This window comes from Metabacillus rhizolycopersici, assembly GCF_020075705.1.
This window is the reverse complement of record NZ_JAIQUM010000025.1, coordinates 36,490-61,753: the sequence shown is the minus strand read 5'-3', so window position 1 is coordinate 61,753 and position 25,264 is coordinate 36,490. Positions and strand designations below refer to the sequence as shown.

Here is a 25,264-nt window from a genome sequence, read left to right as displayed (position 1 = left end):
TGATATCCAAGCTCTCCTTCTTGATATTCTCGAACTACCATAATCTTAAATTCATCACTATATTTAGTCATAAATAAACACCCCAAAGGTTAGATTTTCAACTCTAACTTTTGGGGTGCATCACAGATTTTAATAGAATCTAAGGGGTTTTCAATAACCATTTATCTATTCACTAGCATGTTCCTATAAATGGAACACATAATCCCGTATCGGGACAAAAACCTGGGTTTTTAGCACATAATACTTTGGTAAAATCAGGATTCTGTTGGCTGAGTTTTTTAAAATAGCAGACAATCTCATGATTGCGAACAGGTAAACTGTTCAGCTGGAAAGAGACAGGATACTTCTTGTGTACATGCCGATAGTATAATCCTTTCTTTGTAAACGGAGGAGGATACGCTTGAGCCGGTAAAGTAGGAATAATGTCATGGACATTGAAAATACGAATACTTTTCTTTACCGTTTGGTTGAATCGGGAAGCAAAGACAGGGTCTCCGACACGCGGACTGCCATACGTATACACGAAAGGATTTTTAAACCTGGTGTTTACCGCAAAATCAAAAGCAGCTAATACGGCTAAAGCTCCTCCTAAACTGTGGCCAGCGACAAATAGTCTTTTCGATCTGGAAAGCTTGTTTAAAGCTTTGATCAAGTCGTTTCTTGCCGATTGATAAATACAGGTAAATCCGCGATGGGTTTTTCCTGTATTTCTGACAAACGGATATGGTACTTGATACAAGTCTTGGTCCGACTCATTGTCCTTAAATGTGCGGGTTCCTCTAAAAGCTACAATGATTGTATCTTGTGACTCGGCAATAAAACCAAATACTTCAGCTTCCGGCTCCTCGACACCAGCAAGAGCTCGTATGGTATATCGGAGGCTATATCCTTTTGGCAAGACAAGTGGTTCCGTTTCAAAGAGTTGGTATGACTGATAGATCATGGCCGAAAGCAATATCGCATCTTCACTATTATAAATAACATCTATGCCTGAGCTATCCATATATGTGACTCCTTTCTTATATTCAAGACTTCAGACGCTTGCATGTTCCTCGAAACGGAACACACATTTCGGTATTGGGACAAAAACCCGGATTTTCATCGCATAATGCTTTGGAAAAATCAGGATTCATTTTGCTGAGGTATTTAAAATAGCAGCCAATCTCATCATTACGAGGCGTATTATTTAACTGAAAAGAGATTGGATACTTTGTTTTTACATGTTGATAGTATAATCCTTCCTCCGTAAAAGGAGGTGGGTACTCTTTATCCGGGAAAGTAGGAAAAGAGTCATGAATATTTACAATTCGTATACTATTTTTTACCACTTGGTTGAATCGGGAAGCAAAGACAGGGTCTCCGATACGCGGACTGCCATACGTATACACGAAAGGATTCTCAAACCCGGTGTTCACTGCAATATCTAAAGCAGCTAACGTTGCCAAAGCTCCTCCGTAGTTGTGTCCGGTAACAAACAGCTTTTTTGATGCAGATAGTTTGTTTAATTGTCTGATTAAATTGTTTCTTGTGGATTGATAAAGACATGTAAATCCACGTGAGGTTTTCCCCCCATTTCTAACAAAAGGATAGGGAACTTGAAATATGTCATAGGATGCTAAAAGATCTGCAGGATATGCAGCGTATCCTCTAAAGGCTATAATGATTTGATCTTTTGACTCGGCAATAAAGCCGAATACTAATTCCGTAGGATTCTCTACGTCAGCAAAAGCACGAATGGTATATCGAAGTTTAAAGCCTTTTGGTAAGATAAGCTTCTCCTTTTCAAAAAGTTCATATGTCTGGAAACACATTGCCGCAAGTAATATTGCATCTTTAGTATTGGAAATATTTACCTCAGCCAATTCCTATTCTCCTCTCATTCTTAAGGTCATTTTATTTATCATTGGATTAAAGGTATTGGTATTAACGGGGTTGTTGTTGATTCGATTTGAACTAGTATTTCCATAACAGCAAGAGGTTTCCCCACATTCTAAACACTTTGTCATAAAATTAACACCTCCTTTTCATCTGTCAATCATACAGTTTATTCACCAGTCGATTTTCTGCATCAACCATTCAGAATAGATTGCATATCATATACAAGTCTAGTTAACATAATTGTAATTTCCGGAAGTGAGACAAAGAGCCAAACCCAGTCGTAGCAAGGGTTTGGCTCTTGTCCGTTTTTTATGGTTTATGCAGGATTTTATACAACGTTGATGGATCAACATTTTTGGCCTCTGAAGAAGCCTGGCAACTGCATAAAAAAGGGGAGTTTTATGCAGTTCATTATTGTACTAGCACTATAACTTTATTAATTGTACCTTTTTAGGAGGAAAATATAAAAAACCGCAAATTCCTCCCACACCTAAAGGAATAGGCTTCCTTTGTTTTAAGTTCTGTAACACTCCGCACTAACCTACATACATATATAAAGAAAAGCGCAAGCAACCTTGATTAGCCTCAAGCTTAGACCCAAGAGGGGCTAGGCACTGGAGCTGGATGTCATGCGCTTATCCACAGTACAAGAATTTTATAGTTTCCTATAACAAAATAAAGGAGAGTTTCCTTCATGAATCCATATGGTTATTATTATCAGTATATCCCCCAGCAAGAAAACCCTTATACGAATTATCAAACTAATCCGTATATGCAACAGCCAGAAGCTTTTGATTCCTATAGGCAGCCGCCAGCACTTGAAAGAAGAGTAACTGCACTCGAACGACAAACTGAACGACAAACAAAAGAATTAACAAGACTTAATAATGAATTAAAAAGACAAAATGAAGAACTAATTCGTCAAAATCGAGAAATCAATCGATTAAATGAGAGAGTTGAACAACATACTCGTCGGCTCAATCGTTTAAACCAAAGACTCCGTGCTGTAGAAAAAAAATTCAGTTTACCATTTACTCCAGGTGAAGGTGGATTTTAGTTAAGGATTGTTACCTGAAAAATTGATTATTAACATTTAACTAAAGAACAATACTTTTGGGTATATTAGTTTTGAGACTACTTCGAGGAGGGCTAAAAACTGACAAACCGTAATGATAACCGTGAACGTAAAAACAAATATCCAAATAACAAAAAACAGGATACAGAATTTTCACAAGCTATCTCCATAAGAAGTGAAAAGACAAAGAAGGATTTGCAAAAGTAAAAAGAGAGGATGTCATATCGAAAATTCGTTGACATCCTCTCTTTTTCTTTATTTTATCCCGCATTAACGGGCAGTAATCCCCCCACCTCTAAGCTTGAATAATCAAAGAAGCGAAGGTGGGGGAAAACTGCCCGTAAAAGCTAAGGTAAGTCTCGCTATCCATCAGTGGTGATAAAGAAAACCCCACTGATGAAAGTCTCGCTTTATCGAGTTCTTCTTCTACCACTTGAGGAAGAAGTTGACTTGCCTTTCATTCCTTGAACCGATGTTTTACTTCTTGTAGACGAATCAGTCCCTTTCCTTCTATCTCTTTCCTTACTAGACGAACGATTTGCTTTTTTCAATTGTTCTCTTCGCTCTTTGTCATAATCCTCACGATCAGGTATGCTAATCCCTTTTATTACTTGTTTTTCAAGAGTTTGATTAATCCCTTTTTCAATCATTCGTAGGAAATCCAGATCTTTTGGAGCGACTAATGTAAATGCTACACCGTCTCCGCCTGCACGTCCTGTTCGCCCAATACGGTGCACATAACTTTCAACATCATGTGGAATGTCATAGTTAAATACATGTGTTACACCCTCTACATCGAGACCTCTCGCCGCAACGTCAGTCGCTACTAAAAACTGAATTTTTGCTTCACGGAATCGCTTCATTGCCTTTTCCCGTTTCGCTTGTGTTAAATCACCATGTAATTCGTCTGATTCATAGCCATTAGCGATTAATGCTTCTTGTAGTTTTTTTGCACGGATCTTCGTTCGGCAAAAAATAATCCCTAAAAATGGCCGATGCTCTTGTAATAAATGCAATAAAGTTGCCTGTTTTCTTCGATCAGTCGTTTCAATAACAACTTGTTTGATCTCATCTACTGTTATTCTTTTCGCCCTTACTTGGATATTCTCTGGTTCACTCATATATTTTTTAGCAAGAGTTTTTATTTCACTTGGCATAGTAGCAGAAAATAGCATTGTTTGGCGCGTAGATAGTGTTTCATAAATAATGTCGTCTACCTCTGGAAGAAAGCCCATATGTAACATTTGATCCGCTTCATCTAAAACAAGCATTTGAACAGTCGAAAGATCGATTGTTTGCCGACGAATATGATCCAATAAACGACCAGGGGTTGCAACGACAATATGCTGTGCACCTTTTAACTTTTTTAATTGATGCGCTACATCCTGCCCGCCATAGACGGCTAACACATTAACGCCTTCTAGATTCTCAATCATTTTCTTTATTTCTTTTGAGATTTGTTGAGCTAATTCTCGTGTTGGCGTTAAGATTAGTGCTTGAATTTCAGCGTTGCTCGCATCAATCTTTTCTAAAATTGGGAGGACAAAAGCGAGCGTCTTCCCTGTTCCCGTTTGTGCTTGGGCAATAACGTCCTTTCCTAATAAGACAGTTGGAATTGTCTTTTCCTGGATTGGCGTAGGTGTTTGAAGTCCTAAAGACTTTAATGTATGATTAATTTCTTTTCGAATTCCAAGTTGTAAAAAATCAGGCAAGGTAATCACGTCTCTTTTCTTAAATTAATACCATAAATCATTTAAAGGCTTATTAACTATAGCATATTGATTTGTATTTTACATGTCATTGTTACTCACTTTTCATACTAGTTCATTGGTATCACCTATAACCACTTCTATGCACCGGGTATTCCATATCATCTACTATTTCTTTCTCCTTCCTATGATACATATCAATTTTCAAAAGGGACAGAATGATAATACGAAAGAAAGAGAAAAGAAGGAAATATTGAAACAAGGACGTGAACTTATGGATTTCTTTGCTGGCCAAGATTCATTGACCTCTATACAGTGGGCATTAAGAGCAATTGTTGGCTTTTTCTTTCTACTAATAATCGCAAAAGCTATGGGACAGCGGTCGATTTCGCAGTTAAGATTTCTAGACTTTGTCATAGCGTTATTAATTGGAAACATTATTGCCCATCCTTTATCTGATGAGGGATTAGGATTAAAAGGGTCAATGATAACGATGAGTATTTTAATCATTTTATACGTCGCTTGTGTGTTATTGAGCTTAAGGTGGCAATTATTACGTAAAATCTTTGATCCATCCCCAATCACACTTATAGAAAACGGCCAAATAAATTATAAAAATTTACATAAAGCTAGGATTACAGTTGATATCCTTTTATCTGAATTACGAAAAGAAAAAACGGAATCAATCCAAAAAGTAGCGCTTGCATTGTGGGAGCCCGGGGGAACCATTTCACTCTTTTTAAATCCCAAAAATCAGCCAATAACACCAGCTGATGTAGCATTACCAACCAAACCTTTTACTTTACCGAGAACAATTATTAAAGAACGGAAAATTGATCAACATGAATTAAAACAGTTTGGCAAGGACGAGCAATGGATCGTAAATACACTAAAAAACACCTATAACGTAAATGTAAATGATGTATTACTGGCAACACTTGACACAGATGAAAATCTTACATTTTTTTTGTACAAGTAGTAAAACTCCTATACTCAATTTGATTCCAATTGAAATCGAGTAAGGGCGAATTATCCTTACTCGATTATTAACTCTCATCATTCCGTTTCTTTTTTTCAGATACACATCAAACAATTACTTTTCAGTCATATCCTTTACTGCATTGGAAATTCGATCAACTACTGCTTTACCTGTATCTTCAACAGCATCGATTGAATTAATCGCTACGTCACTTGTTGCTTCAACTCCACGTTTCACACGATTACTTACTTGCTCAACGACAGATCGATTTTCATCGGTCATTCGATATCCCTCCTTAAATTGCATTCAATTTTAGTATTTAGAAAAGAGCATATTGTTATTCATTCGTGATAAGGGAATAACACATAATCATGTAGCATTCATCATGGGATGAATACGGCCAATTTCCCTATTTTTCACCATTATATTTTCAACGTATTTATGACAAAATAACTTTACATTTAAGGGAGGTTAGAAATATGCGTAGCTATCTTCTTACATTTTGGAAAATACTTGATCCTTTCTATTATTCATTAACCAGATTAGAGCATATTGGAATTTTCCGAGTACGACTAACGACATATAAAGGCAGAGATGTTCTCTTAAATGACGGAACATTAATAAAGAAAAACGATAAGTTAGTAAAAATTCATTTACACAATATCCAGCTTTTAAGTGAATTAAAAACTGTCTCTAGCTCTGTTAAAAGGGGTAGAATCATTTTCCGAAAAGTACATATGTCCTTGCCTCTTCTTGCAGAATTTATTCATAACCATAATCGAAAACATGAAATTAAAGGAGCAATCGGTATATCGATGTTGCATAAAGGAGTAGAAAAGCTTGGCTTTGAAACGTATCTTCCTTCCAATCAACTTTATAGATTTTACAAAAAAATGACACATATTCCTCTTTTTCTGTTGTCTAAAGAACAACCACAATTCTCAAAAATACCTGACACTAATTATTTATTCATTTCTAAAGAAAAATTAAAGAACATTTATAGTAGAAATATTGATAGCGACTAATATATATCATGCGATTCTTCAACCAATTAACATCTATCTATTCACGACAAATTGTATAGTGTACTTACCTTAGATTTTATTAGCCCCCCTTTTTTGAACCACGAAAAAAAGGGGGGGGAGGAATTACTACTCAGATAAATTAACCCATTACTTCCCACTATGTTTGAAACAACTCTCCTATTATACTTTTTTATATAGGGGGGATATTATTGATTCTATTAATTTTATTATTAATCTCAATTGTTTTCTTATTATATAAAGCTAACAAAAATACAAAAGATGTTGCAATAAATAATATATCGCTCTCAGAAACTGAAATAAAATTCGCAAATAAACAACTGAACATTCTTCATCTTTCGGATTTGCACTTAGAAAATATCTCAATTTCACCTCGAATGCTTCAAAAAATGATAGAAAAACAACAAATCGACTTAATTGCATTAACCGGTGATTTTTTAGATCGCAAACGAAGCATCCCTAAACTAATCCCGTATCTAGAAGTCTTAAAAAATATCAAACCTAGATTAGGAATGTATGCAGTTTTCGGAAATCACGATTACGTTTTAAAAGGTACTAACTTTCAACGATTAAAGGAAACATTGGAGAAAAATGGATGTAAAACATTACAAAATGAGCATCTAACACTTGATGTCGACGGAAAAAAACTAAATATTATTGGCATTGACGATTTTAGTACGAAACGAAGCAATCTACTTCATTCTTATAAAGGATTAGAAGAAGGTTATAATTTAGTATTAACACATGACCCAAATATCGTATTAGAAATGAAGGACTTCCATTTTGATTACCTATTATCAGGTCATTTTCACGGTGGACAAATTCATTGGCCAAAGCCATACCACCTAATCAAAATGGGGAAACTGGTTCGAATGAAGATGGTAAAGGGGTTACACTATCACAATGGAAAACCGTTTTACATTAGTGAAGGACTTGGTCAGACTGGGGTAAATATTCGCGTTGGAAGTCGCCCTGAGATTACATTTCATACGTTATCTTAAATTGAGACATGTCATTAGAAAATCCCCACCCTACTGGATTTAGAGTGAGGATTTTCTTTCGTTATAAGTTAATACGGGATAAAAACCCTATCTATTTAATTGTTTTAGATAAACCATGCCAACAATATTGGACGGTATCAGCCTTATTCGTTGCATACTGTAGAATCCAGCCAGATACATCTCGCAAGTTCCTATCTTCTTCATTCATTGGTACAATGCCTCTGCCCATCTCCAAAATGATGAAAATAACACGCTTTCCGTGCATCTTCTCTAGCTCACATATTTCATCAATCAATCCATAAAAGGAAACTCTCACTTCATCAAGTGTAGAATTTGAAGACAATTCATGCTGTATCCATTTTTCCCAACCTTCTAAAACGAGCATCGAGCTTGAAGTAAATTTAACCTTCCAGTTCGTTAACTGATCTTCATCATAAGCACTGTGCCATGTTATTTCATCATATTGTTCCCGCACTAATTTTCTTTTTCCAGAATAGGCACCACCGACCACGAGTTGCAAATCCATTTCCCCCTTTGTTGTTGAAGTGACAAACGATATGCTGTTCCATGTTGAACATGAAGCTCCCAAAATGTGTTTGTTAAATTAAAGCTTTTCATAATTGAACGGATTACTCCTCCATGAGTTACAATAAGTACATTGCTATTAATAGATGTTAAATGATTTTGAGTATGTAGTTCTGCAAGAAAAGTGCTAATTCTACCATTAAACTGTATAAACGATTCCCCATTTGGTGGTGCTTTCTCCTTCCAATCACTTAACCACTCTTGATAGTTTTTATCACTTTTAAGATTGTCATAGGTCAAGCCTTCCCAATCACCAAAGTGTAGTTCCCTTAATCTAAAATCTAAACAAACGAGTTCATTTGGAAGTAAATACTTGAATGTGTCTATGCACCGCTTCAGATCACTACTATAACAAAAATCAAAAGAGATCATCTCAAGAGTGCTTCGCAATGGATTTAACATGTGAAGCTCCTGATCAATCAATGGTTCATTCGAATGGCCCATGTATCGTTTTTCGATGTTCCATCTTGTTACCCCATGACGAACCAAGTATACATCCATAGTATGAAGAGTCCCCATAATTCCCCTCCTTCGATTGATGCACCTAGAATATCACCATTAATCCCCTTAAAATTTTTCAAAATCCAGATACGAATGAAAAAGAAGTATACGAAGTAAGATAAGAAGATCAAGAACATGTATGGATAAAGGAGTGTATAGATGAAGACAATTGCTGTCCCTATAAAAACCTCACGAACTGAAATATGCTGCTTCCATTGGTAGGCAAGTCCTTCCTGCTTCATTACTGGTACATAATAAAGTAAAAAAAGTGGGATTAATCGGCTACATGCAGGGATTAAGATGACACAGAATAGTAACAGTTGAAGCTCCATATCAGGGTAAGTAAGAAACCCATAGATAAAAGCTACTTTCCATACAAGATGGAAAATGGCAGTAAGTACCGCAAAGCTCCCTACTTGTGGATCTTTCATGATGACAAGCTTCTTCTCTAGTGGAGCATTTGAGCCAACTGCGTCTGCCACATCCATTAAGCCATCTAGATGTAACCCTCCTGTTAAAAACACCCATAGCGTTACGATAAGAAGTGCGCTCATCCATTCAGGAAATACTGTGTCTGTAATCGAAAGGGTCAGAGCCAATATACCTCCAATGATTAAACCGACAATTCCAAACGATGAAAGTGCTCCTTTAATTGATTGCCTTTCCCACGGACATGCAATAGGAATAGGGATACGGGTTAAAAACTGCATCGCTAAAATTAAACCTTGAACGAAATGCTTCATGCTGATCAACCTTTCCATTTAATCGGAATTCCTGCGACAACCTGATAAACTGAGTCTGCCTTAGATGTAATAAGATTGTGCACCTTTTCTAGATTATAGATGTATTGATGGACAAATAAGTTATCATTTGGTATGCCTTCGTTAACATCATTTGATACAATAATCAATTCCAGTTGATTTTTCTCCGATAGTCGGAACCAGTTTGAAACTTCGCTCATCATCAAAGGTAAATCAGCTTTCTCCTTGTACATCATGTTATTTAACCAAATAGTTAGGCAATCCAATAAAATGACTTCCTGTCCGTTTACATTTTGTAATACGTTTGTTATATGTAGCGGGGCTTCAATTGTATGCCAAATCGATTCACGTTCTCTAATATGCCGAGCAATTCTTTGTTCCATTTCAAGATCTGTACGTTCTGCTGTGGCTAAATATAGTAAAGATTTTTCATTGAGACCATGTATAAATTGAAGAGCATATTTCTCAGCAAAAGAACTTTTTCCTGAACGAGCACCTCCGGAGATAAACGTTACCATGTTTTTTCTCTCCACCTACTTAGCGTTTTAAGTAAATAGCTATTTTCATCTTCGCTACGAACAGCAAAACGTAAATAGTGGCCATCAAGCCCTTTAAAGTTATGGGTATGGCGTGGAATAATTTTATTCTTTAATAAGTAGCGAAACAGTTGCTCACTATCTGCATGCTGGTCCCTTAATAAGTAAAAGTTAACTAGTGTTGGGGAATAAAAAAATCCTAATCTTGAAAGTTCAGATGTCAAAACTTTCAACTGTCTTTGCAACCAAGCTTTCGTTCCATCTATAAACAATTCCTGTGTAAATAAATTCGGCAATAATGCAGTAACGATTCCATTTACACTCCAAGGAATCTGGTTTCTCTTCAATCTTGTAATCATCTCTGGTCTAGCGATCATATAGCCTAGTCGTAAACTTGGAATCGCATAAATTTTTGTCAATGACCTAAGTAGAATTAAATTAGAATATGTATCTATTAAAAACGCTAAGTCAGTGATTTGTGATGGTAAAAAGTGAATAAATGCCTCATCAACAACGATCGTCGTTTGACACTCGACACCTTTATTCAACAAAGCTTTAATATCTTCTAAATCGATAACAGTTCCTGTCGGATTATTTGGACGGCATAAAAATACGACATCTACCTTTTCGATTTTGTGTAAAACTTTTTCAAGCGGAAATGAAAAATTATGTTCAAGCTGAAGAGAAAGATGAGTAACTGATAAATTATACACTTGGCAAGCCCGTTCATATTCAGAGAATGTTGGTTCAATAATTAATGCTTTTTTCCCTATAAACTGTTGTGCAACGAGGAAGATTGCTTCAGATCCTCCATTTGTTAAAAGTACTTGTTCTTGCACTAGACCTTCATGTACAGCAACTAACTTCGTAGCTTCTCGATAGTCTGGATCAGGATACCTTTCTAATTGATTATACGCTTCAACTAAATGTTCTTTTAACACTGGTGGCGGACCAAGAGGATTAATATTTGCACTAAAGTCAAAGTATCGATCATCGTTTTTGATTCCATTCAATTCAAAAATCCTCTTAGGTTGTCCCCCATGCTCTGGCCAGTTCATTTCTATCACGCCTTTCTTTTCTAAAGATTAGTAGCACATAGGAAAAGTAGTAAAACAAACATCATCCAAGCACCATGCATGTAAATAATCGTTTTTCGAATATCAGTAGGTTCAAGCCTTCGATAAGGATTCCCCATCTCCGCTCGGTAGGAGACGACTCCTTGGTACTTATTCATTCCTCCTAAAACAATGCCTAACAACCCTGCAATCATCGCTTCCGGCCATCCACTATTAGGACTTGGGTGCTTCTTAGCATCACGAACGATTACAACAAGTGCATTCCACTTCTGAGATTTAGGAACGAACCACGAGAAAAGCCACATTAAGGTGGCAGTTAACCGTGCTGGTATCCAATTAACAACATCATCAAATCTTGCTGAAGCCCAACCAAACTGTTCATATTTTTCATTTTTATAACCGACCATCGAATCTAATGTGTTTGCTGCTCGATAAGCCATTGCCATTGGCGCTCCACCTATAAGTGCCCAGCAGAGCGGAGCGATGATCGCATCAACCGTATTTTCAGCAATCGTTTCAACCGTGCCACGAACCACTTCGTGAGGTGGCAGTTCTTCTGTGTCACGGCCAACGATGTAGCCTAGCTTTTTTCGAGCTAAAACAAGGTCGCCCTTCAACAAAGGCCTCGCCACTTCTTTCCCTGCTTTATGTAATCCATTCATCGCAATCGTTGTCGAAATGAGATAGATTTCAACGATTACCTTAACGAATGGATGGATGAAATTGATGGCATAAAGAAGGATGTAAACGCAAAGAAAAGTCCCACCAACAATCATCAAAGTTAATAATATCCCTTTCATCCTTCGCAACTTCCCGTTATTCCAGATCTTTTCGAAGAAACTTATACACTTTCCGATGATGATAACCGGATGGGGAATCCATCTAGGATCGCCGATTAATAAATCTAAAATAATCGCCCCTATTATCATATAATAGTGAAAATCAAAGAAATTCATAGTTGCTTTTCACTTCGTTTCTCATATTTTCTTAAAGCTTCCATCAACGTTTTATAAACTGTTAAACCAATTCCTTTACCAATCACTGTTCCCGATCCTGCATATGGTGTTGGTTCACCTCTTTGTGTAGCAGCAATGAGTATGCAATCTGTCGATGTACCTGTAGCAAAGGTACCAGTTACAGCATCTTTAATATGTAAATCAATAAAGGCTTTCGTTTTTGCCTCTGTAGCAGATTGAACAGCATTTACTAAAGCACCATCAGTTAAATGAGCATCAATAAAGACCATGATATTTACTGTTCCGATTTGAAAACTTGCATCAACAACGGCTTTTTCTGTAATATCAACAGCATTTCCAACTCCTGCTGTTATGACTGCTAGAATCTTAACCCCTTCGTATTCCGCTTGAACGATACTCATATCTTTCAAGTTAACCGCTGTCATCATTCCCACCGTATCATACTCTGAGATTTCCTCTTGTCTTAGCCAGCTAATGATATCCCCTTTAGGATATGAACCATTATAATCTTTTCGCACATTAAAATTACAAAAGTTCTTGCACCACTGCAAACCTTCGCCTAGTACACCGTTTGATATTGTTCGTAGTGGATTGTTAAATGCCAGATGGATATATCGATCCGTTTTCTTTAATTCATACTCTAGACCTAGATTCTGCTGTTCTTCTTGATTAGGTACTACAGAAATTTGCGGTTTTGGAATAATGGGATGATAATTGTTTTTAATCGCGACTTCATATACGTCTCTCAGCTGTTCTTCATTTTGTAAAATAGATAGTTCACCTGTCTCAACTAATTTTCCTCTGCTTAATAATCCAATCTTGTCTGCAAATAGTGCCGCTGTATTCAAATCATGTAAAATAGCAACAATTGTTAGATTATTCTTCCGTTGATATTCCTTAAGATGCTGAAGCATCGTTACCGTATGTTTAATATCTAAATGGTTGGTAGGCTCATCTAAAAACAAAATCTTTGGCTCTTGCGCAAGTGCTTTCGCTAATAAAACGCGTTGCTTCTCGCCACCGCTTAGCTTTTTAAATGGTTGGTGACGAAATTGAAATACGTCGGTTTGCTTCATCACCTCTTCAACGACAATACGATCTCTTTTGGAGATGTTTTTAAAAAAACCTTTTTGGTGAGGGTAACGTCCGAGCATAACAATCTCTTCAGCGAGAAAATCAAATTCAACGTTAGCTTCCTGAGATAAGACAGCCATCATTTTTGCTCGTTCTAATGCAGAATAGTTATGAAGAGACTGATTAAAAATCGTAATTGTTCCATCCTGAATTTGTAACACACCTGTTATTAACTTTAAAAGGGTCGTTTTTCCACTTCCATTTGGACCGATCAATGCATAAAAATTACCTGTTTCAATTGTAAGTGTTATATCTCGTATAATCGATGTTTGTTGATAACCACCTGATAAGTGTTTTATGTCAAGCATGTCTAGCCCCTTCCGAAGCGTTCTCTAATTAATAATAACGCAAAGATTGGAGCTCCGATCAGTGCGGTGATCACTCCTATTGGTAGTTCACTAGGTGCGATAATTGTTCTAGCGATCAAATCAGCAAGAATCAAATACCCCCCACCCGCCAACATCGATAAAGGTAGGACATGCCGATGATTTGGACCTATTAATAAACGAATAAAATGAGGAATAACCAAACCGACAAAACCGATCGATCCAGATACAGATACAGCTGCTCCGGTAAGTAAAGATGCTCCAATTAAAATATAAATCTTCCCCCTTTGTACATTTACTCCTATATGTTCAGCAGATTCTTCTCCAAGGGCAAACGCATTTAATTCTCGTGAACGTACTATTAATAGAAAAGCACCAATAATAAAGAAGGGAACGATTAATTTAACATGACTCCAGCCTCTCATTCCTATATTCCCCATTAACCAGTATAAGATCTGCCTGGTGTCTTCATGTGAACTTAATGATATGACAAGTGAAATAACTGCTCCAATAAATGAGCTTACAATGATACCGGCAAGGATAATCGTCTCAATCGAAAGCTTACGATTTGAAAAATGTGTCACCGCAAATACAATTAACATCGTGAACAAACCACTTAAAATCGCAATAACCGGTAGTGTATAATTACCGAGGAGTGAAATTGAAATTTGAAAATATAGAACACTAACCGCACCCAAAGATGCCCCTGAAGAAACACCAATCGTATAAGGATCGGCTAGCGGATTTCGTAATAACCCTTGAAAGGCTGCCCCTGCTAGTGATAGAGCAGCACCAACAAAAAGCGCTAATAAAACGCGAGGAAAACGAATTTCCCATATGATCGTCACTACAGTCTTTTGAATCTCCTCACCAAAGATGGTAAATCCAAATAATTTAGACGATAATACATCTATAATGACCGGAATTGGATAGTGAACACTACTAATTAATAAACCGAGGAGTGCTGTACAAAGTACAAACACTCCGCCAAAAATATACATCCAAATAATTTTATTCACTAAAGACTTCCGGATAAATGAGCTTAGCAAGCGTCTCAACCCCATCAATTAATCGCGGCCCTGGTCTTGTAACCGTATCATTATTCACATCAAAGACTTGCTCTGCCTTGATAGCAGGAACTTCATCCCAGCCAGCACGGCTCAATACACCTTCTTCAGGGTTTTCAACATAATATCCATAAGTTGTGATGATAACCTCCGGATTTAATGTCACAATTTCTTCTTCTGTCAGCTTAACCCAACCTGTTTTTTCACCAGCAGTATTGGTAGCATTAATTACCTCTAACATCTCATTCATAAACGTACCTTGACCTGTTGTAAAAATATCTGGAGCAGGAGAGACTTCTACCCACACTCTTTTCTTTTCTGTTACAGCTTTTGCCTTCTCTTGTATTTCAGCTAAACGATCCTTCATTTCTTGGACAATGGTTTCAGCCTCTTCAGGTGCGCCCGTTACTTGACCAATTAACGAAATCGTATTGTATACATTTTCAAAAGATTCTGCACTTCCGATTACAATGACGTCAATTCCAGCATCCTTAAATTGCTGTAGAATCTCGGCATTGTTTTCATGTTGGAAATCGGTTACCAACGCAAGATCAGGTTGTAACGCCAAAATCTTTTCTACATTCATTTCTTGATTACCAATTTTTTCGATTTTTTGCACTTCAGGAGGATAATTACTGTATTCATCTACACCAATTACCTTATCACCTTGACCTAATGCAAATGTAATTTCTGTATTGCTTGGGATAACAGATACGATCGTTTGAGGTTCTGAATCTATCGTTACCTCTTCGCCTGTCCCGTCAACAACTGTAACTGGGAAGTCAGAATTGTCCTTTGCTTCATTTGTAGAGTTAGATTCGACAGTTGTATCATTTTCATCGGTTGCTTTTTCTTCTGAAACTCCACAACCAATCATGAACACAATCATCATAGAAAACATGATGCTTAAAAAAAGAGATTTCTTTATTCCAGGTGTTGTCATTTTTACCACTCCTTGTTTTTTCCCACAAAAAAACGCCTATTCATTGAAAAAGGCGATAAATGCAAAGGAAATGGTGATTGCTATGTAACCATCAGACGACACCAGCATTTGAAAGCCACCCTTTTCCTCGAAGGATACTTCTTACGAAACAAAAGGCAGGTCTCCTGGCTTACGCATCAACATTATAGCTAAACCCTTCCCATATAGATGTATACAGTGAGTATATATAAGCTAAATTCAACGTTTACAGTGGCGGGACCGCGTTGGAATTACACCAATCTTCCCTATTAACCTCAAACTCTATCGAATTTAAGGACCTATTGTTTGAATATTCGTTTTTTTGTGACAGCAACATTATAAAGGAACATGTGATAATTGTAAATAAATAGTTGCTTCTATTTGTCCTCTTGTCTTTCATTCGCAATACCAGCTGATTGAAACGTAGCCATTTCTTTCACCATATTTGTTGCTGCTTCAAGCAACGGAAAAGAAAGTGCAGCCCCAGTTCCTTCGCCTAATCTTAACCCTAAATCTAAGAGTGGAGATTTATTTAAGAATGTTAAAGCATGGTAATGACCTTGCTCTTTTGATAAATGACCGGCAATCAAATAATCTTTCACCTTTTCTTCTAGAAGAACAGCTAATAGAGCAGCAGTTGTACTTATAAAACCATCAAGGATAATTGGAATCCTTTTTTCACTAGCTTTTATGATCGCACCAGTCATTCCAGCGATCTCAAGCCCTCCTACCTTCATTAATATGTCAATTGCATCATTTCGAATTGGTTTTCTTTCTTCCAAAGCTTTTGCAATAATCGATACCTTTTCTTTCCTGTTTTCATTAGAAATCCCTGTCCCTAATCCAACTGCTTCTTCTACTGAACAGCCGGTAATAACCGATGCAATCGCACTAGCAGTTGTCGTATTGCCTATTCCCATCTCACCGACGATGATACATCTTGCTCCTTCGTCAAGCAATTGTTGAGCTGTTTCCATTCCCACTAATAGGGCCTGTGTAGCTTCGGCCTCTGTCATGGCATTTTCATACAGATAATTATTTGTACCGTATTTCACCTTTTTATGAAGCAACTGTTCATGATTAATCTCTTCCGCTACTCCAATATCAACAATTTTTAACAAAGCATTTATTTGCTTTGCAAAAACATTAATAGCTGCTCCACCATCTAGGAAGTTATAGACCATTTGGGCCGTTACTTCTTTGGGATAAGCCGATACACCCATCTCACTAATCCCATGATCAGCTGCAAAAACGACAATTCCTGGACGGGTAACCACAGGATATACTTGATTTGTTATTCCCGAAAGTTGAATTGCTAGCTCTTCTATTTTCCCTAAACTTCCTACCGGTTTTGTTAAAGTATTTATATGCTCTCTTGCTTCTTCCATTTTCTCATGATTAAGCGCTTGAATTGATTGAAGCGTCTTTTGTATTTCTATATATGCACTCATAAATGATCTCTCTTTCTTTTTGGAAATTGTTCAATTATTTGATTGAGTCTTTTAATATCGATTGCACCTCGTACATGTTTAGCTAAACGGTTATATTCATTAAATTGTCTGTCATCATAAGATTCCCGATTACCAATAGGCTGAAGTCCTTTCTTTTTTCGAATATGATTTAAAAATAACCATCTGAAATGATCATTATGAAAAATACCGTGAAGATACGTTCCCATACATGTTTCCGATACATTTTTACTTCCATCTTCTCTATTATTTAATTGAATGAGAGAATGTAAGCTTGAAAGGTGGGTTGTGTTTCCCATATGAATCTCATATCCAGTTACGTTCGCTTTTTCTCCTGCTAGATGCAGTGTACCTGCTGATCGAACCGTTGTCTTTTCCCTTGTTAATGTCGTATGGATTGGAATCAACTTCAAACCTTCTGCACAATTTATTTTTGATTCTACTTGATAGGGGTCTTCTATCGTTTCTCCAAGCATTTGGTATCCACCGCAAATGCCAAAGACGACCGCGCCATTTTGATGTGCTCTAATAATTTCTTGCTCTAAGCCTTTTTCCCTTATGTACATGAGATCATCAATTGTATTTTTACTTCCGGGTAAAATAATCACATCAGGTTGTTCCAACTGATTGGCTTTTTCAACAAACCTCACATGACTATCTTGTTCAAATTTAATGGGATCAATATCTGTAAAATTAGAAATCCTGGGAAAGCTAATAACGGCGATATCCAGTTCTTTATCTTTATTTTTGTGTAGACTGTAGTTCCCTATGCTTAAGGAATCTTCTGCATCAATTAACAAATCATTAATATATGGGATTACACCTAATACTGGTTTTCCAGTATACTCCTCAAACCATGATAATCCTGGTTCAAGAAGCGCAAGATCGCCACGAAATTTATTGATAATGACTCCAACAACACGATCGCGATCTTGAGGGGAAAGAAGCTGCAATGTACCAACAAGACTTGCAAAAACACCGCCCTTGTCAATATCTCCAACTAATAGTACAGGAGCATCTGCCATATTAGCGACACGCATATTGACAAGCTCTCGATCATTTAAGTTCACTTCTGCAGGACTCCCCGCACCTTCAATCACAATCCTCTCAAAAGAAGAAGCTAGATTTTGATATGATTTTTCAATAATATCTTTCGCTGTTTCATAGTAGTCATTTCTATAACTAAAAGCTTTCATGTTTTTGAGTGGTTTTCCGTGAACAACAATTTGCGCCTCATCATCTCGTGTAGGTTTAATTAGGATCGGATTCATATCTGTCGTGGCGACGATCTCAGCTGCTTCTGCTTGAACGCCTTGGGCTCTGCCAATCTCTTTTCCATCATGTGTAATATAGGAATTTAAAGACATATTTTGCGACTTAAATGGTGCTGTACGAAACCCATCCTGAGCAAAAATTCTGCACAATGCTGTTGCTATTACACTTTTTCCTGCATCTGAATGAGTTCCCTGGACCATGATAGGGAGCGCTTTATTGTGAGTCATTCTTTTTCATCTCCACACATTTTTGGATGAAGTTTTCAACTAATGCTGGATAGGATGCAAAATGAATATGTGTATAACCCGCGATGACATTCCTCGTTAAGTAGCCTTCCTCACCTTCACCAAAGGATCCTTTCGTATGGTAAGCATAAGGGATCGCTTCATTAGAATGGAATGAAGAATAATGATACTCATGGCCCCGTGCAGTGAACTCGTTATGAAACAAGAAGTTCCCAGATAGACCTGTAATTTCCCTGTAGCCAATTGCTGCTAACTTTTTATTCATTTTCATTTTCCCAGAGATGACTCCTACCATTGGATGTATTTTCCCATCAATGGTTTCGATTGATTCCGACAAATACATAAAACCACCACATTCAGCTAACGTGGGTAATCCTTGGTCAATTCTTTGTTTAATAGATTGTTTGACAGCACTTTGAGCTGAGAGTTCTGCTGCAAATAGTTCTGGGAATCCTCCACCTATGTATAGTCCGTTAGCTTCTTCTGGAATGGTCTCACCATTTAATGGTGAAAAATAAAGACATTCTGCCCCATAAGCTTCTAGCAATTCAAGGTTTTCTTGATAATAAAAATTAAAGGCCTTATCCTTTGCGACCGCAAGTTTGATCACTTTAGAAGAACGCTTTTTGAATATAGTATGCGATTCATTAACTTCAATTGGCTTTCTCTTACTTAGCTTCAAAAGCTGATCGACTTCGATCGTTTCTTCAACTACTTCTGCTAATTTTAAAAAAAGATTATTTAAGTCCCCTCGCTCTACAGAAGGTACAAGACCTAAATGTCTTTCCGGCATCTTTATGCTAGAATCACTTAATAAATAACCACATACTGCAATTCCACATTCTTGTTCAACTGCTTCTTTTATGATTTGGTAATGCCCTATACTCCCGACTTTGTTTGCAATAACACCTACAATGTTTGTGCGTTGATCTAAAAGTTGAAACCCTTTGACAATGGCCGCAGCACTTCTCGCCATCTTACTGCAATCTACAACTAATATAGTTGGACAATCTAGTAACATACTTATCTCAGCAGTTGATCCAATATTTGTGTTAGCTGACTTTCCATCATAAAACCCCATTACACCTTCAATAATTGAAATATCTGCTCCTTTACTTCCATTAACAAACACTTCTTTCAACACATCATTTGAAAACATCCAACTGTCTAGGTTACGTGAAATCCGCCCCGTAACTGCCGTATGAAAACTCGGATCTATATAATCGGGACCACATTTAAATCCTTGAACATTTAATCCTCTTTTTTTAAGTGCGGCCATCAAACCGATAGTAAAGGTGGTCTTACCAACTCCACTTGAAACCCCTGCAATGACTAGTCGTTGAATCGACATAGTTATCCACCCTTTATCTTTAGAATTCTATCCCTCTAACGGCTTTTACACCTTCATCATAATAATGCTTTTCTACATCTACGACTGAAACAAGATCTGCTAATTCTTTAATTTCTTCTTTTGCATTTCTACCTGTAATGACTAAGTGGACATGTTGTGGTTTATTTTGAATAAGTTCTTTTACCTCATGGATTGGCAAGACATCATCAACTGGAAATGAATCGATAGCTAGTGCATTATTTAGTTCATCTAAAACGACTACATCATACTTACCGGACATGACCGTTTCTTTGGCTACCGTCCAAGCAGATTCCAGTGCTTTTCGGTGTACATCAGGTGTTTTTGTCCATGTAAACCCTTCACCAAGCTGAACAATTTCTACCCCTAACTTTTCAAGGGATATCTGCTCTCCATATGATCTTCCTTTGGATTTAATAAATTGTAGAATCTTCACCGACAACCCGTGTCCAACTGCACGAACCGATAGACCAATTGAAGCAGTTGTTTTCCCTTTTCCATCGCCTGTATAAATGAGTGTTAACCCTCTTTGTTTTTCTTTCATTTACATACTCCCTCCAAATGATCTAGAACATAAAAAAGCCTTTCCAATAGGGAAAGACGAGAGATTAAAAGATTGAGTGTAAATTGAAAAATCCTATAAAAATAGGCACTCTATCTTTCAAATCTCCTTTCCTCGAAGGATACTTGAATTACACAAACAGGCAGGTCTCCTGGCTTACACATCCTTACAAACACAACCCCCTTCCCATAAATCGATTACAGTGGGCATTTGTTGCGTCGTTCCGTGATTACAGTGGCGGGACCGCGTTGGATTTACACCAACTTCCCTATTATTCTTAACATTGTTAAAAACCTATTTGTGAATATTCAATTTATTTTGTCATTGTCATTATATGAGAAGTGTAGATGCTTGTAAATGAAAATGGTATAATTACAAGTTTATTTATTATGAGATATTTAAAAAAAGGTAATTAAATTCACTTGAAAATGTCAATGCTACTTTAACATATTATCCTCACAATTTTCATTAATTTTTGATGCTAAAGTGAATCAACTTTGTTCATGTAGTTACAAGGAGACCAAACAGATGTACAATTCTATGGACCTTGCCGATGATTAAAACCCTTATGCTCAAACCTCATTTTTCTTCATTACAGTAATGCTTCCCCTTAACTTAGGTTAAGGGGAAAAGAAAAAGGAAAACCAAGAAAATAATATATTTTTGAATCTTAGTTTGTTTTTGGGTGCCATGCATCTTTTAAATACTTCAAAGTCTAAACAACTAACTTTATGAAAGAGAAAGCTCCGCTTAACATCTAAGTAATTAAAGAATAGTCATAAAACACACTAAAATTTAAAGTAAAAGCATGATGAAATTTACGATACCAATTTAGACGGCTATTAATTACCTCTTCGTTCTTCGGATGGTTCCTCATCTAAGTCTGGTTCTTCTTCATCCATGTTAAATGGTGTATCAGGCTCACCTTTTTCACGTACATCTCTTGGGTCTAAATCTAAATCAGGGCCTCTATTATTATTTAAGTCAAGTTCATTGTCACGGTCATTCCTTACATCTGTTGGGTCAATGTCTCTTTCATCAGTTCGATCATTATCCAGAAAGTCATTATTATCATTTATGTTGTTGTCACGGTCATAACGTACCGGACGAAAATCTACTTCATCTGGCTCATTCATCTCGTTATTCCCCAAATTACATGCTGTTAAAAAACTTACAGAAAGCAAACCAGATAAAATAGAGAGTTGCCACTTGTATTTCATTGTTTTAACCTCCATATTTTTAAATTGGTGAAACACAATTTTAATATGTACATAAAACAATTTCTTAGTATTAAATTGATCTTACAATTTTTGCTATTTCCAAAAAATATAACTGAATAAAACTTTGATTGCATACTATCCTTAGCTCTGCAAAAGAAAAAGCTTCTTTTATTCCTTCCTCCCTGTTTATGCGTACCAAAAATTATATCTGCTAAGATTATAAACCTTAGGATACATATCAAGGAAAGAATAATAATAAAAAAGTAATTGTGATAAATATGTTTAATTGTAAACATAGAATGTTTTTAATCAATAAGGACGAGAGATGTCATGAATTTCTTTACCAGTCAAGAATCACTTACTGCTGTACAGTGGGCATTAAGAGCAGTAGTCGTTTTTTTCTTTGTTATATTTATAGCAAAAATAATGGGACAACGATCCATTTCACAGTTGAGATTTCTTGATTTTGTTATTGCATTAATTATTGGAAACATTATTGCTCACCCTTTATCAGATGAGAAGTTAGGGTTAGAAGGCTCTATGATAACGATGAGTGTTCTTGTTATTTTATATGTGACTGGGATTTACCTGAGCTTAAGGTGGAATGTAATACGAAAAATCTTTGATCCTTCCCCCATCCCGCTTATAGAAAATGGACAAATTCATTATAAAAATTTACTAAAAGCAAGGATAACAATTGATATTCTTTTATCTGAATTACGAAAAGAAAAAACGGAAGATATTCAAAAAGTAGCACTTGCATAATGGGAACCCGGAGGAACGATATCGATCTTTTTAAATCCTCAACATCAGCCAATCACACCTGCTGATTTAACATTAACGATTAAACCTTTTGATTTTCCTAAGACGGTTATTAAGGAGCGAAAAATTGATTATAATGCGTTAAAACAGCTTGGAAAAGACGAACAATGGATATTAAATAAACTAAACAATACATATAACGTCAATATAAATGATGTCATATTGGCAACTATTGATAATAATGAAAATCTTAAAATCTTTTTGTATAAATAGAATTTACCTTATTGCTTAGAATGAAATAAGAGGCTGTCTCAAAGGGATCGAATCCTTTAAGACAGCCTCGATCAACTATTACTACTAATACTTAAAAAATTATCTCACAGTAACATCTTTAACTGCCTCGGAAATACGGTCAACAACTGCTTTTCCAGCATTTTCAACAGCATCAATAGCATTTTTTGCAACATCACCAGTTGCTTCAACTCCACGTTTTGCTGTATTACGCCCTCGGTCAATGGCAGAGCGATTTTGTTCAGTCATGCGATATCCTCCTTCTATCGGTTTTCGACCTTAGTATAAGAAAATATCATTTTGTTATTCATGTATTGGGGGTACTTTAAAAAATATAAAAAAAATTTTCAAAACATTTCATTCATTTCCCAAGATTCAACTGTTAAATAGGCAGTATGCGGATCCATTCCTTTACCAAGTAAGTAGCTCATCGCAGCAACTTCTTGTAATGCATGCTCATATGAGGTAGCAGTAGCCTCTTTTAGGCCATATTTCACAAAAGGGTCAATGTAATTTAATACTTGTGGTTTCAAATGAGGGTATAAAGGTTGTTTAATTAGTTGTTTTGCCCACATTTCAGACTGAGGGAATTGCGGAAATTGGCTGACATGCTGTGGTTGATAATAAGACATGTGGTAAGGATATAAGTGGCTCATCATGTTTACTCCCCTTTCTAGTTAATGATTACATTCAATAACATACTATGTTCCACGAATATCCTAGGGAAGAGGCATTTGCCTACATATCCAAAGTCGAACATGTCTTATTTTGGATTTTATTTAAAAAGGGACTATCCACTTTGAGTTAGCCCCTACCTGAAAAAACTCTATTGGTTATTATTGTTTTTATTTAAAATTTCAGGTGTTACTTCTTCTGCGAATTCAGTAGCAAATTTTACTGAGTTTTGTAACGGTATTCTTGGATTATTTCGAAGATTGTTATAGCCTTCTTGAATTTTCTGTCCCCGTTCTGTATTGCGGCTACCAATCACTCCAAGTGCCGTTAATCCAAGTATTGACCATAAAATCATACTGCCGTTATTCGTTCTTCTATTTCTAAAAATATTAAAGAAGCGTAAATTTCTTCTTCCTCTTATTAATGAAAAAAGAGTGTTTAAATTGTTCATTCAGATTACCTCCTGAGATTTTTTTTGAGACAATCATATTCTGTATTAAATCTATAGAAAATAGTGTTGGTAATTTCTAATACCTTTGTTTTATATGATGTGTTAAAATTTGGGGCGATTCCCCCCTAAATTACGGCACTTTATAGGCGTAAACCTAACAATCGTTTCGCCTACTATAAGTATACTTATGGTAGACATTTTCCTGTATATTTATTCCCTAATTATTACCTGCCATATCTCGAAATATTAAGGTCAAATTAAACGATGTTACACTACAAAGAGGAATCTCAAATGACTGTAATCAAAAACTTAAAATATTTCTATCATTTAAAATCTTAGCTATAGCCTATAGAACTTTCTTGTATAACCCTAACCCTATTTATCTACAAAGGTGAGCTCATTAGTAGGCTCGTTTTTTGCCTGATTTTTTTACCGCTTTTTCGATAAGTACTTTTAGTCCATTTAATACAAAAAATTATTAATATTAAACAACTGTACGGCAATAACACCTTTTCCAGTTACTTACATATTAACTTTATTTAAATAGATTGATGTTTTTCCTAATTATATTTATTGCATTCAATATGTAAATCAGCGTTCTAATTGCCGGTATCGATAATTAAAGAATGATCTTTATCGCTGACTGCCGCATAAAATATGTTATTGAGTTGGTGAAATCCTTTATTCTCCAGCGCTTCCTGAAGCCATTTTTCATCCTTATGAATTAATCGTAAATTTTTATGTTGGATTTTCCCTTCGACTATTATAGCAATCGGCAAGCCTTGATAGTCCGTTTCAATATTTAAGTGTCTTGGGGTCAAATTAACAACAGCTTGGTTAGGCAATATGCTAAGATTTCCATTTGGTTCAAGTATTACGTAATCGAGATCCTGTATGTTCGGATATCCTGCAGCCCGAATAGCTGATAATAGCTCTACAAGAGAAAAGCGAGTTTTTCGTAATTCTTTTTTAGAGATTTTTCCATGCTTGATTAATATGCTCGGATGGCCGATGAACAACCGGTTTAACAAGCGAAAAAGGCTTAATTTAGATAATAACAGGTACATAACAACAATAGTAACGATCCCTATAATAGCCTGTCCAATTCCGTTGACTTTGAGGGGACTAACAGATAACGTAATGAGAAACACAATGGCAGCAAGGTCAGGTGGGGTCAACTGAGCCAACACCGTTTTTCCCATACAGCGCATTCCTATAATTACCAGACCATAGAGTAGAATTAACTTCCCGATAAAAATGAACATTTTTCCAACCTCATTTTAATTTACTTATCCATAAAAAATACACATATTATTCTGTCACGTAAATTTGAAAA

Annotated in this window: 26 protein-coding genes, 1 pseudogene and 2 riboswitches; of the genes and pseudogenes, 5 read left to right on the top strand and 22 right to left on the bottom strand. The window is 36.3% G+C overall.

Features of this window, described 5'->3' with window-relative positions; all coding sequences use genetic code 11:
- Nucleotides 1-172: 172 nt before the first annotated feature.
- Together K9V48_RS12705 and K9V48_RS12700 are read right to left on the bottom strand one after the other, a co-directional pair.
- Nucleotides 173-1,003 carry a lipase family protein gene (locus K9V48_RS12705; protein WP_224139358.1) on the bottom strand — a complete coding sequence of 277 codons (831 nt, stop codon included), beginning with the start codon at nt 1,001-1,003 and terminating at the stop codon, nt 173-175.
- A 22-nt stretch (nt 1,004-1,025) separates the two neighbouring features.
- Entirely contained in the window at nt 1,026-1,811 is a 786-nt protein-coding gene (locus tag K9V48_RS12700) for a lipase family protein (RefSeq protein ID WP_224139364.1), read from the bottom strand.
- Between the two features lie 761 nt (nt 1,812-2,572).
- Here K9V48_RS12700 and K9V48_RS12695 point away from each other — a divergent pair.
- The gene (locus K9V48_RS12695) at nt 2,573-2,935 is read left to right on the top strand and encodes an SNARE domain-containing protein (protein WP_224139357.1); all 363 of its coding nucleotides are present in this window, start codon (nt 2,573-2,575) and stop codon (nt 2,933-2,935) included.
- A gap of 428 nt (nt 2,936-3,363) precedes the next feature.
- Here the strand turns inward: K9V48_RS12695 and K9V48_RS12690 are convergent, their stop codons facing one another.
- Nucleotides 3,364-4,665 (bottom strand): DEAD/DEAH box helicase, encoded by a 1,302-nt coding sequence (locus K9V48_RS12690; protein WP_224139356.1) that lies wholly within the window; start codon nt 4,663-4,665, stop codon nt 3,364-3,366.
- A gap of 271 nt (nt 4,666-4,936) precedes the next feature.
- Here K9V48_RS12690 and K9V48_RS12685 point away from each other — a divergent pair, with 271 nt between their 5' ends.
- Complete coding sequence (locus K9V48_RS12685) at nt 4,937-5,641, top strand: DUF421 domain-containing protein (RefSeq protein WP_224139363.1); 705 nt, start codon at nt 4,937-4,939, stop codon at nt 5,639-5,641.
- Nucleotides 5,642-5,755: 114 nt separating this feature from the next.
- Here K9V48_RS12685 and K9V48_RS12680 read toward each other — a convergent pair whose 3' ends face one another.
- On the bottom strand, nt 5,756-5,923 hold the full coding sequence (locus tag K9V48_RS12680) for a hypothetical protein (protein ID WP_224139355.1): 168 nt from the start codon (nt 5,921-5,923) through the stop codon (nt 5,756-5,758).
- 197 nt (nt 5,924-6,120) lie between these two features.
- On the opposite strand from K9V48_RS12680, the gene K9V48_RS12675 reads away from it, so the two are divergent.
- Together K9V48_RS12675 and K9V48_RS12670 are read left to right on the top strand one after the other, a co-directional pair.
- A complete protein-coding gene (locus K9V48_RS12675) occupies nt 6,121-6,666 on the top strand; it encodes a YkoP family protein (protein ID WP_224139354.1) in 546 nt (181 codons plus the stop codon).
- A gap of 203 nt (nt 6,667-6,869) precedes the next feature.
- Nucleotides 6,870-7,685, top strand: a complete 816-nt coding sequence (locus K9V48_RS12670) for a metallophosphoesterase (RefSeq protein WP_224139362.1) — start codon at nt 6,870-6,872, stop codon at nt 7,683-7,685.
- A 91-nt stretch (nt 7,686-7,776) separates the two neighbouring features.
- Here the strand turns inward: K9V48_RS12670 and K9V48_RS12665 are convergent, their stop codons facing one another.
- The 14 genes from K9V48_RS12665 to K9V48_RS12600 all read right to left on the bottom strand — a co-directional run bounded on the left by K9V48_RS12665 (nt 7,777) and on the right by K9V48_RS12600 (nt 21,749).
- Nucleotides 7,777-8,196: a bifunctional adenosylcobinamide kinase/adenosylcobinamide-phosphate guanylyltransferase gene (locus K9V48_RS12665; protein ID WP_224139361.1), complete on the bottom strand. Its 420-nt coding sequence runs from the start codon at nt 8,194-8,196 to the stop codon at nt 7,777-7,779.
- Nucleotides 8,160-8,789, bottom strand: coding sequence for a histidine phosphatase family protein (locus K9V48_RS12660; RefSeq protein ID WP_224139353.1), 630 nt, complete (start codon nt 8,787-8,789; stop codon nt 8,160-8,162). Before K9V48_RS12660 ends, K9V48_RS12665 begins: the two co-directional genes overlap by 37 nt.
- On the bottom strand, nt 8,741-9,532 hold the full coding sequence (gene cobS, locus K9V48_RS12655; RefSeq protein WP_224139352.1) for an adenosylcobinamide-GDP ribazoletransferase: 792 nt from the start codon (nt 9,530-9,532) through the stop codon (nt 8,741-8,743). The genes K9V48_RS12660 and cobS overlap by 49 nt, the downstream gene beginning before the upstream one ends.
- Nucleotides 9,520-10,050 (bottom strand): bifunctional adenosylcobinamide kinase/adenosylcobinamide-phosphate guanylyltransferase, encoded by a 531-nt coding sequence (locus K9V48_RS12650; protein WP_224139351.1) that lies wholly within the window; start codon nt 10,048-10,050, stop codon nt 9,520-9,522. The genes cobS and K9V48_RS12650 overlap by 13 nt, the downstream gene beginning before the upstream one ends.
- The gene (gene cobD / locus K9V48_RS12645; RefSeq protein ID WP_224139350.1) at nt 10,044-11,126 is read right to left on the bottom strand and encodes a threonine-phosphate decarboxylase CobD; all 1,083 of its coding nucleotides are present in this window, start codon (nt 11,124-11,126) and stop codon (nt 10,044-10,046) included. Before cobD ends, K9V48_RS12650 begins: the two co-directional genes overlap by 7 nt.
- Before the next feature lie 20 nt (nt 11,127-11,146).
- Nucleotides 11,147-12,100, bottom strand: a complete 954-nt coding sequence (gene cbiB, locus K9V48_RS12640; RefSeq protein WP_251525887.1) for an adenosylcobinamide-phosphate synthase CbiB — start codon at nt 12,098-12,100, stop codon at nt 11,147-11,149.
- On the bottom strand, nt 12,097-13,563 hold the full coding sequence (locus K9V48_RS12635; protein ID WP_224139349.1) for an adenosylcobinamide amidohydrolase: 1,467 nt from the start codon (nt 13,561-13,563) through the stop codon (nt 12,097-12,099). Before K9V48_RS12635 ends, cbiB begins: the two co-directional genes overlap by 4 nt.
- A gap of 2 nt (nt 13,564-13,565) precedes the next feature.
- A complete protein-coding gene (locus K9V48_RS12630) occupies nt 13,566-14,630 on the bottom strand; it encodes a FecCD family ABC transporter permease (RefSeq protein ID WP_438803891.1) in 1,065 nt (354 codons plus the stop codon).
- Nucleotides 14,593-15,591, bottom strand: a complete 999-nt coding sequence (locus tag K9V48_RS12625; RefSeq protein WP_224139348.1) for an ABC transporter substrate-binding protein — start codon at nt 15,589-15,591, stop codon at nt 14,593-14,595. Before K9V48_RS12625 ends, K9V48_RS12630 begins: the two co-directional genes overlap by 38 nt.
- 137 nt (nt 15,592-15,728) lie before the next feature.
- Nucleotides 15,729-15,927: riboswitch (cobalamin riboswitch) on the bottom strand.
- A gap of 59 nt (nt 15,928-15,986) precedes the next feature.
- Nucleotides 15,987-17,060, bottom strand: coding sequence for a nicotinate-nucleotide--dimethylbenzimidazole phosphoribosyltransferase (gene cobT / locus K9V48_RS12620; protein ID WP_224139347.1), 1,074 nt, complete (start codon nt 17,058-17,060; stop codon nt 15,987-15,989).
- On the bottom strand, nt 17,057-18,580 hold the full coding sequence (locus K9V48_RS12615; protein WP_224139346.1) for a cobyric acid synthase: 1,524 nt from the start codon (nt 18,578-18,580) through the stop codon (nt 17,057-17,059). The genes cobT and K9V48_RS12615 overlap by 4 nt, the downstream gene beginning before the upstream one ends.
- Complete coding sequence (locus tag K9V48_RS12610; protein WP_224139345.1) at nt 18,567-19,949, bottom strand: cobyrinic acid a,c-diamide synthase CobB; 1,383 nt, start codon at nt 19,947-19,949, stop codon at nt 18,567-18,569. The genes K9V48_RS12615 and K9V48_RS12610 overlap by 14 nt, the downstream gene beginning before the upstream one ends.
- Before the next feature lie 19 nt (nt 19,950-19,968).
- Nucleotides 19,969-20,511 (bottom strand): cob(I)yrinic acid a,c-diamide adenosyltransferase, encoded by a 543-nt coding sequence (locus K9V48_RS12605; RefSeq protein ID WP_224139344.1) that lies wholly within the window; start codon nt 20,509-20,511, stop codon nt 19,969-19,971.
- A gap of 142 nt (nt 20,512-20,653) precedes the next feature.
- Nucleotides 20,654-20,842: riboswitch (cobalamin riboswitch) on the bottom strand.
- Between the two features lie 529 nt (nt 20,843-21,371).
- A complete protein-coding gene (locus K9V48_RS12600) occupies nt 21,372-21,749 on the bottom strand; it encodes a hypothetical protein (RefSeq protein WP_224139343.1) in 378 nt (125 codons plus the stop codon).
- Nucleotides 21,750-22,079: 330 nt separating this feature from the next.
- Between K9V48_RS12600 and K9V48_RS12595 the strand changes: the two are divergent.
- Nucleotides 22,080-22,784 (top strand): annotated as a pseudogene (locus K9V48_RS12595) (DUF421 domain-containing protein).
- Nucleotides 22,785-22,883: 99 nt separating this feature from the next.
- Here K9V48_RS12595 and K9V48_RS12590 read toward each other — a convergent pair.
- The 4 genes from K9V48_RS12590 to K9V48_RS12575 all read right to left on the bottom strand — a co-directional run bounded on the left by K9V48_RS12590 (nt 22,884) and on the right by K9V48_RS12575 (nt 25,130).
- Entirely contained in the window at nt 22,884-23,051 is a 168-nt protein-coding gene (locus K9V48_RS12590) for a hypothetical protein (RefSeq protein ID WP_224139342.1), read from the bottom strand.
- Between the two features lie 98 nt (nt 23,052-23,149).
- Nucleotides 23,150-23,458, bottom strand: a complete 309-nt coding sequence (locus K9V48_RS12585) for a hypothetical protein (RefSeq protein ID WP_224139341.1) — start codon at nt 23,456-23,458, stop codon at nt 23,150-23,152.
- A gap of 170 nt (nt 23,459-23,628) precedes the next feature.
- On the bottom strand, nt 23,629-23,928 hold the full coding sequence (locus tag K9V48_RS12580) for a hypothetical protein (protein ID WP_224139340.1): 300 nt from the start codon (nt 23,926-23,928) through the stop codon (nt 23,629-23,631).
- Nucleotides 23,929-24,527: 599 nt separating this feature from the next.
- Nucleotides 24,528-25,130, bottom strand: coding sequence for a DUF421 domain-containing protein (locus K9V48_RS12575; protein WP_224139339.1), 603 nt, complete (start codon nt 25,128-25,130; stop codon nt 24,528-24,530).
- Nucleotides 25,131-25,264: the final 134 nt, after the last annotated feature.

What these genes read in the sequence shown, in the direction of transcription:
- K9V48_RS12705 (WP_224139358.1), bottom strand. Translation starts at nt 1,003, where the DNA reads ATGGATAGCTCAGGCATAGATGTTATTTATAATAGTGAAGATGCGATA.
- K9V48_RS12700 (WP_224139364.1), bottom strand. Translation starts at nt 1,811, where the DNA reads ATGTGTTTCCAGACATATGAACTTTTTGAAAAGGAGAAGCTTATCTTA.
- K9V48_RS12695 (WP_224139357.1), top strand. Translation starts at nt 2,573, where the DNA reads ATGAATCCATATGGTTATTATTATCAGTATATCCCCCAGCAAGAAAAC.
- K9V48_RS12685 (WP_224139363.1), top strand. Translation starts at nt 4,937, where the DNA reads ATGGATTTCTTTGCTGGCCAAGATTCATTGACCTCTATACAGTGGGCA.
- K9V48_RS12680 (WP_224139355.1), bottom strand. Translation starts at nt 5,923, where the DNA reads ATGACCGATGAAAATCGATCTGTCGTTGAGCAAGTAAGTAATCGTGTG.
- K9V48_RS12675 (WP_224139354.1), top strand. Translation starts at nt 6,121, where the DNA reads ATGCGTAGCTATCTTCTTACATTTTGGAAAATACTTGATCCTTTCTAT.
- K9V48_RS12660 (WP_224139353.1), bottom strand. Translation starts at nt 8,789, where the DNA reads ATGGGGACTCTTCATACTATGGATGTATACTTGGTTCGTCATGGGGTA.
- cobS (WP_224139352.1), bottom strand. Translation starts at nt 9,532, where the DNA reads ATGGAAAGGTTGATCAGCATGAAGCATTTCGTTCAAGGTTTAATTTTA.
- K9V48_RS12650 (WP_224139351.1), bottom strand. Translation starts at nt 10,050, where the DNA reads ATGGTAACGTTTATCTCCGGAGGTGCTCGTTCAGGAAAAAGTTCTTTT.
- cobD (WP_224139350.1), bottom strand. Translation starts at nt 11,126, where the DNA reads ATGAACTGGCCAGAGCATGGGGGACAACCTAAGAGGATTTTTGAATTG.
- cbiB (WP_251525887.1), bottom strand. Translation starts at nt 12,100, where the DNA reads ATGAATTTCTTTGATTTTCACTATTATATGATAATAGGGGCGATTATT.
- K9V48_RS12635 (WP_224139349.1), bottom strand. Translation starts at nt 13,563, where the DNA reads ATGCTTGACATAAAACACTTATCAGGTGGTTATCAACAAACATCGATT.
- K9V48_RS12625 (WP_224139348.1), bottom strand. Translation starts at nt 15,591, where the DNA reads ATGACAACACCTGGAATAAAGAAATCTCTTTTTTTAAGCATCATGTTT.
- cobT (WP_224139347.1), bottom strand. Translation starts at nt 17,060, where the DNA reads ATGAGTGCATATATAGAAATACAAAAGACGCTTCAATCAATTCAAGCG.
- K9V48_RS12615 (WP_224139346.1), bottom strand. Translation starts at nt 18,580, where the DNA reads ATGACTCACAATAAAGCGCTCCCTATCATGGTCCAGGGAACTCATTCA.
- K9V48_RS12610 (WP_224139345.1), bottom strand. Translation starts at nt 19,949, where the DNA reads ATGTCGATTCAACGACTAGTCATTGCAGGGGTTTCAAGTGGAGTTGGT.
- K9V48_RS12605 (WP_224139344.1), bottom strand. Translation starts at nt 20,511, where the DNA reads ATGAAAGAAAAACAAAGAGGGTTAACACTCATTTATACAGGCGATGGA.
- K9V48_RS12600 (WP_224139343.1), bottom strand. Translation starts at nt 21,749, where the DNA reads ATGAAATACAAGTGGCAACTCTCTATTTTATCTGGTTTGCTTTCTGTA.
- K9V48_RS12590 (WP_224139342.1), bottom strand. Translation starts at nt 23,051, where the DNA reads ATGACTGAACAAAATCGCTCTGCCATTGACCGAGGGCGTAATACAGCA.
- K9V48_RS12585 (WP_224139341.1), bottom strand. Translation starts at nt 23,458, where the DNA reads ATGAGCCACTTATATCCTTACCACATGTCTTATTATCAACCACAGCAT.
- K9V48_RS12580 (WP_224139340.1), bottom strand. Translation starts at nt 23,928, where the DNA reads ATGAACAATTTAAACACTCTTTTTTCATTAATAAGAGGAAGAAGAAAT.
- K9V48_RS12575 (WP_224139339.1), bottom strand. Translation starts at nt 25,130, where the DNA reads ATGGGAAAAACGGTGTTGGCTCAGTTGACCCCACCTGACCTTGCTGCC.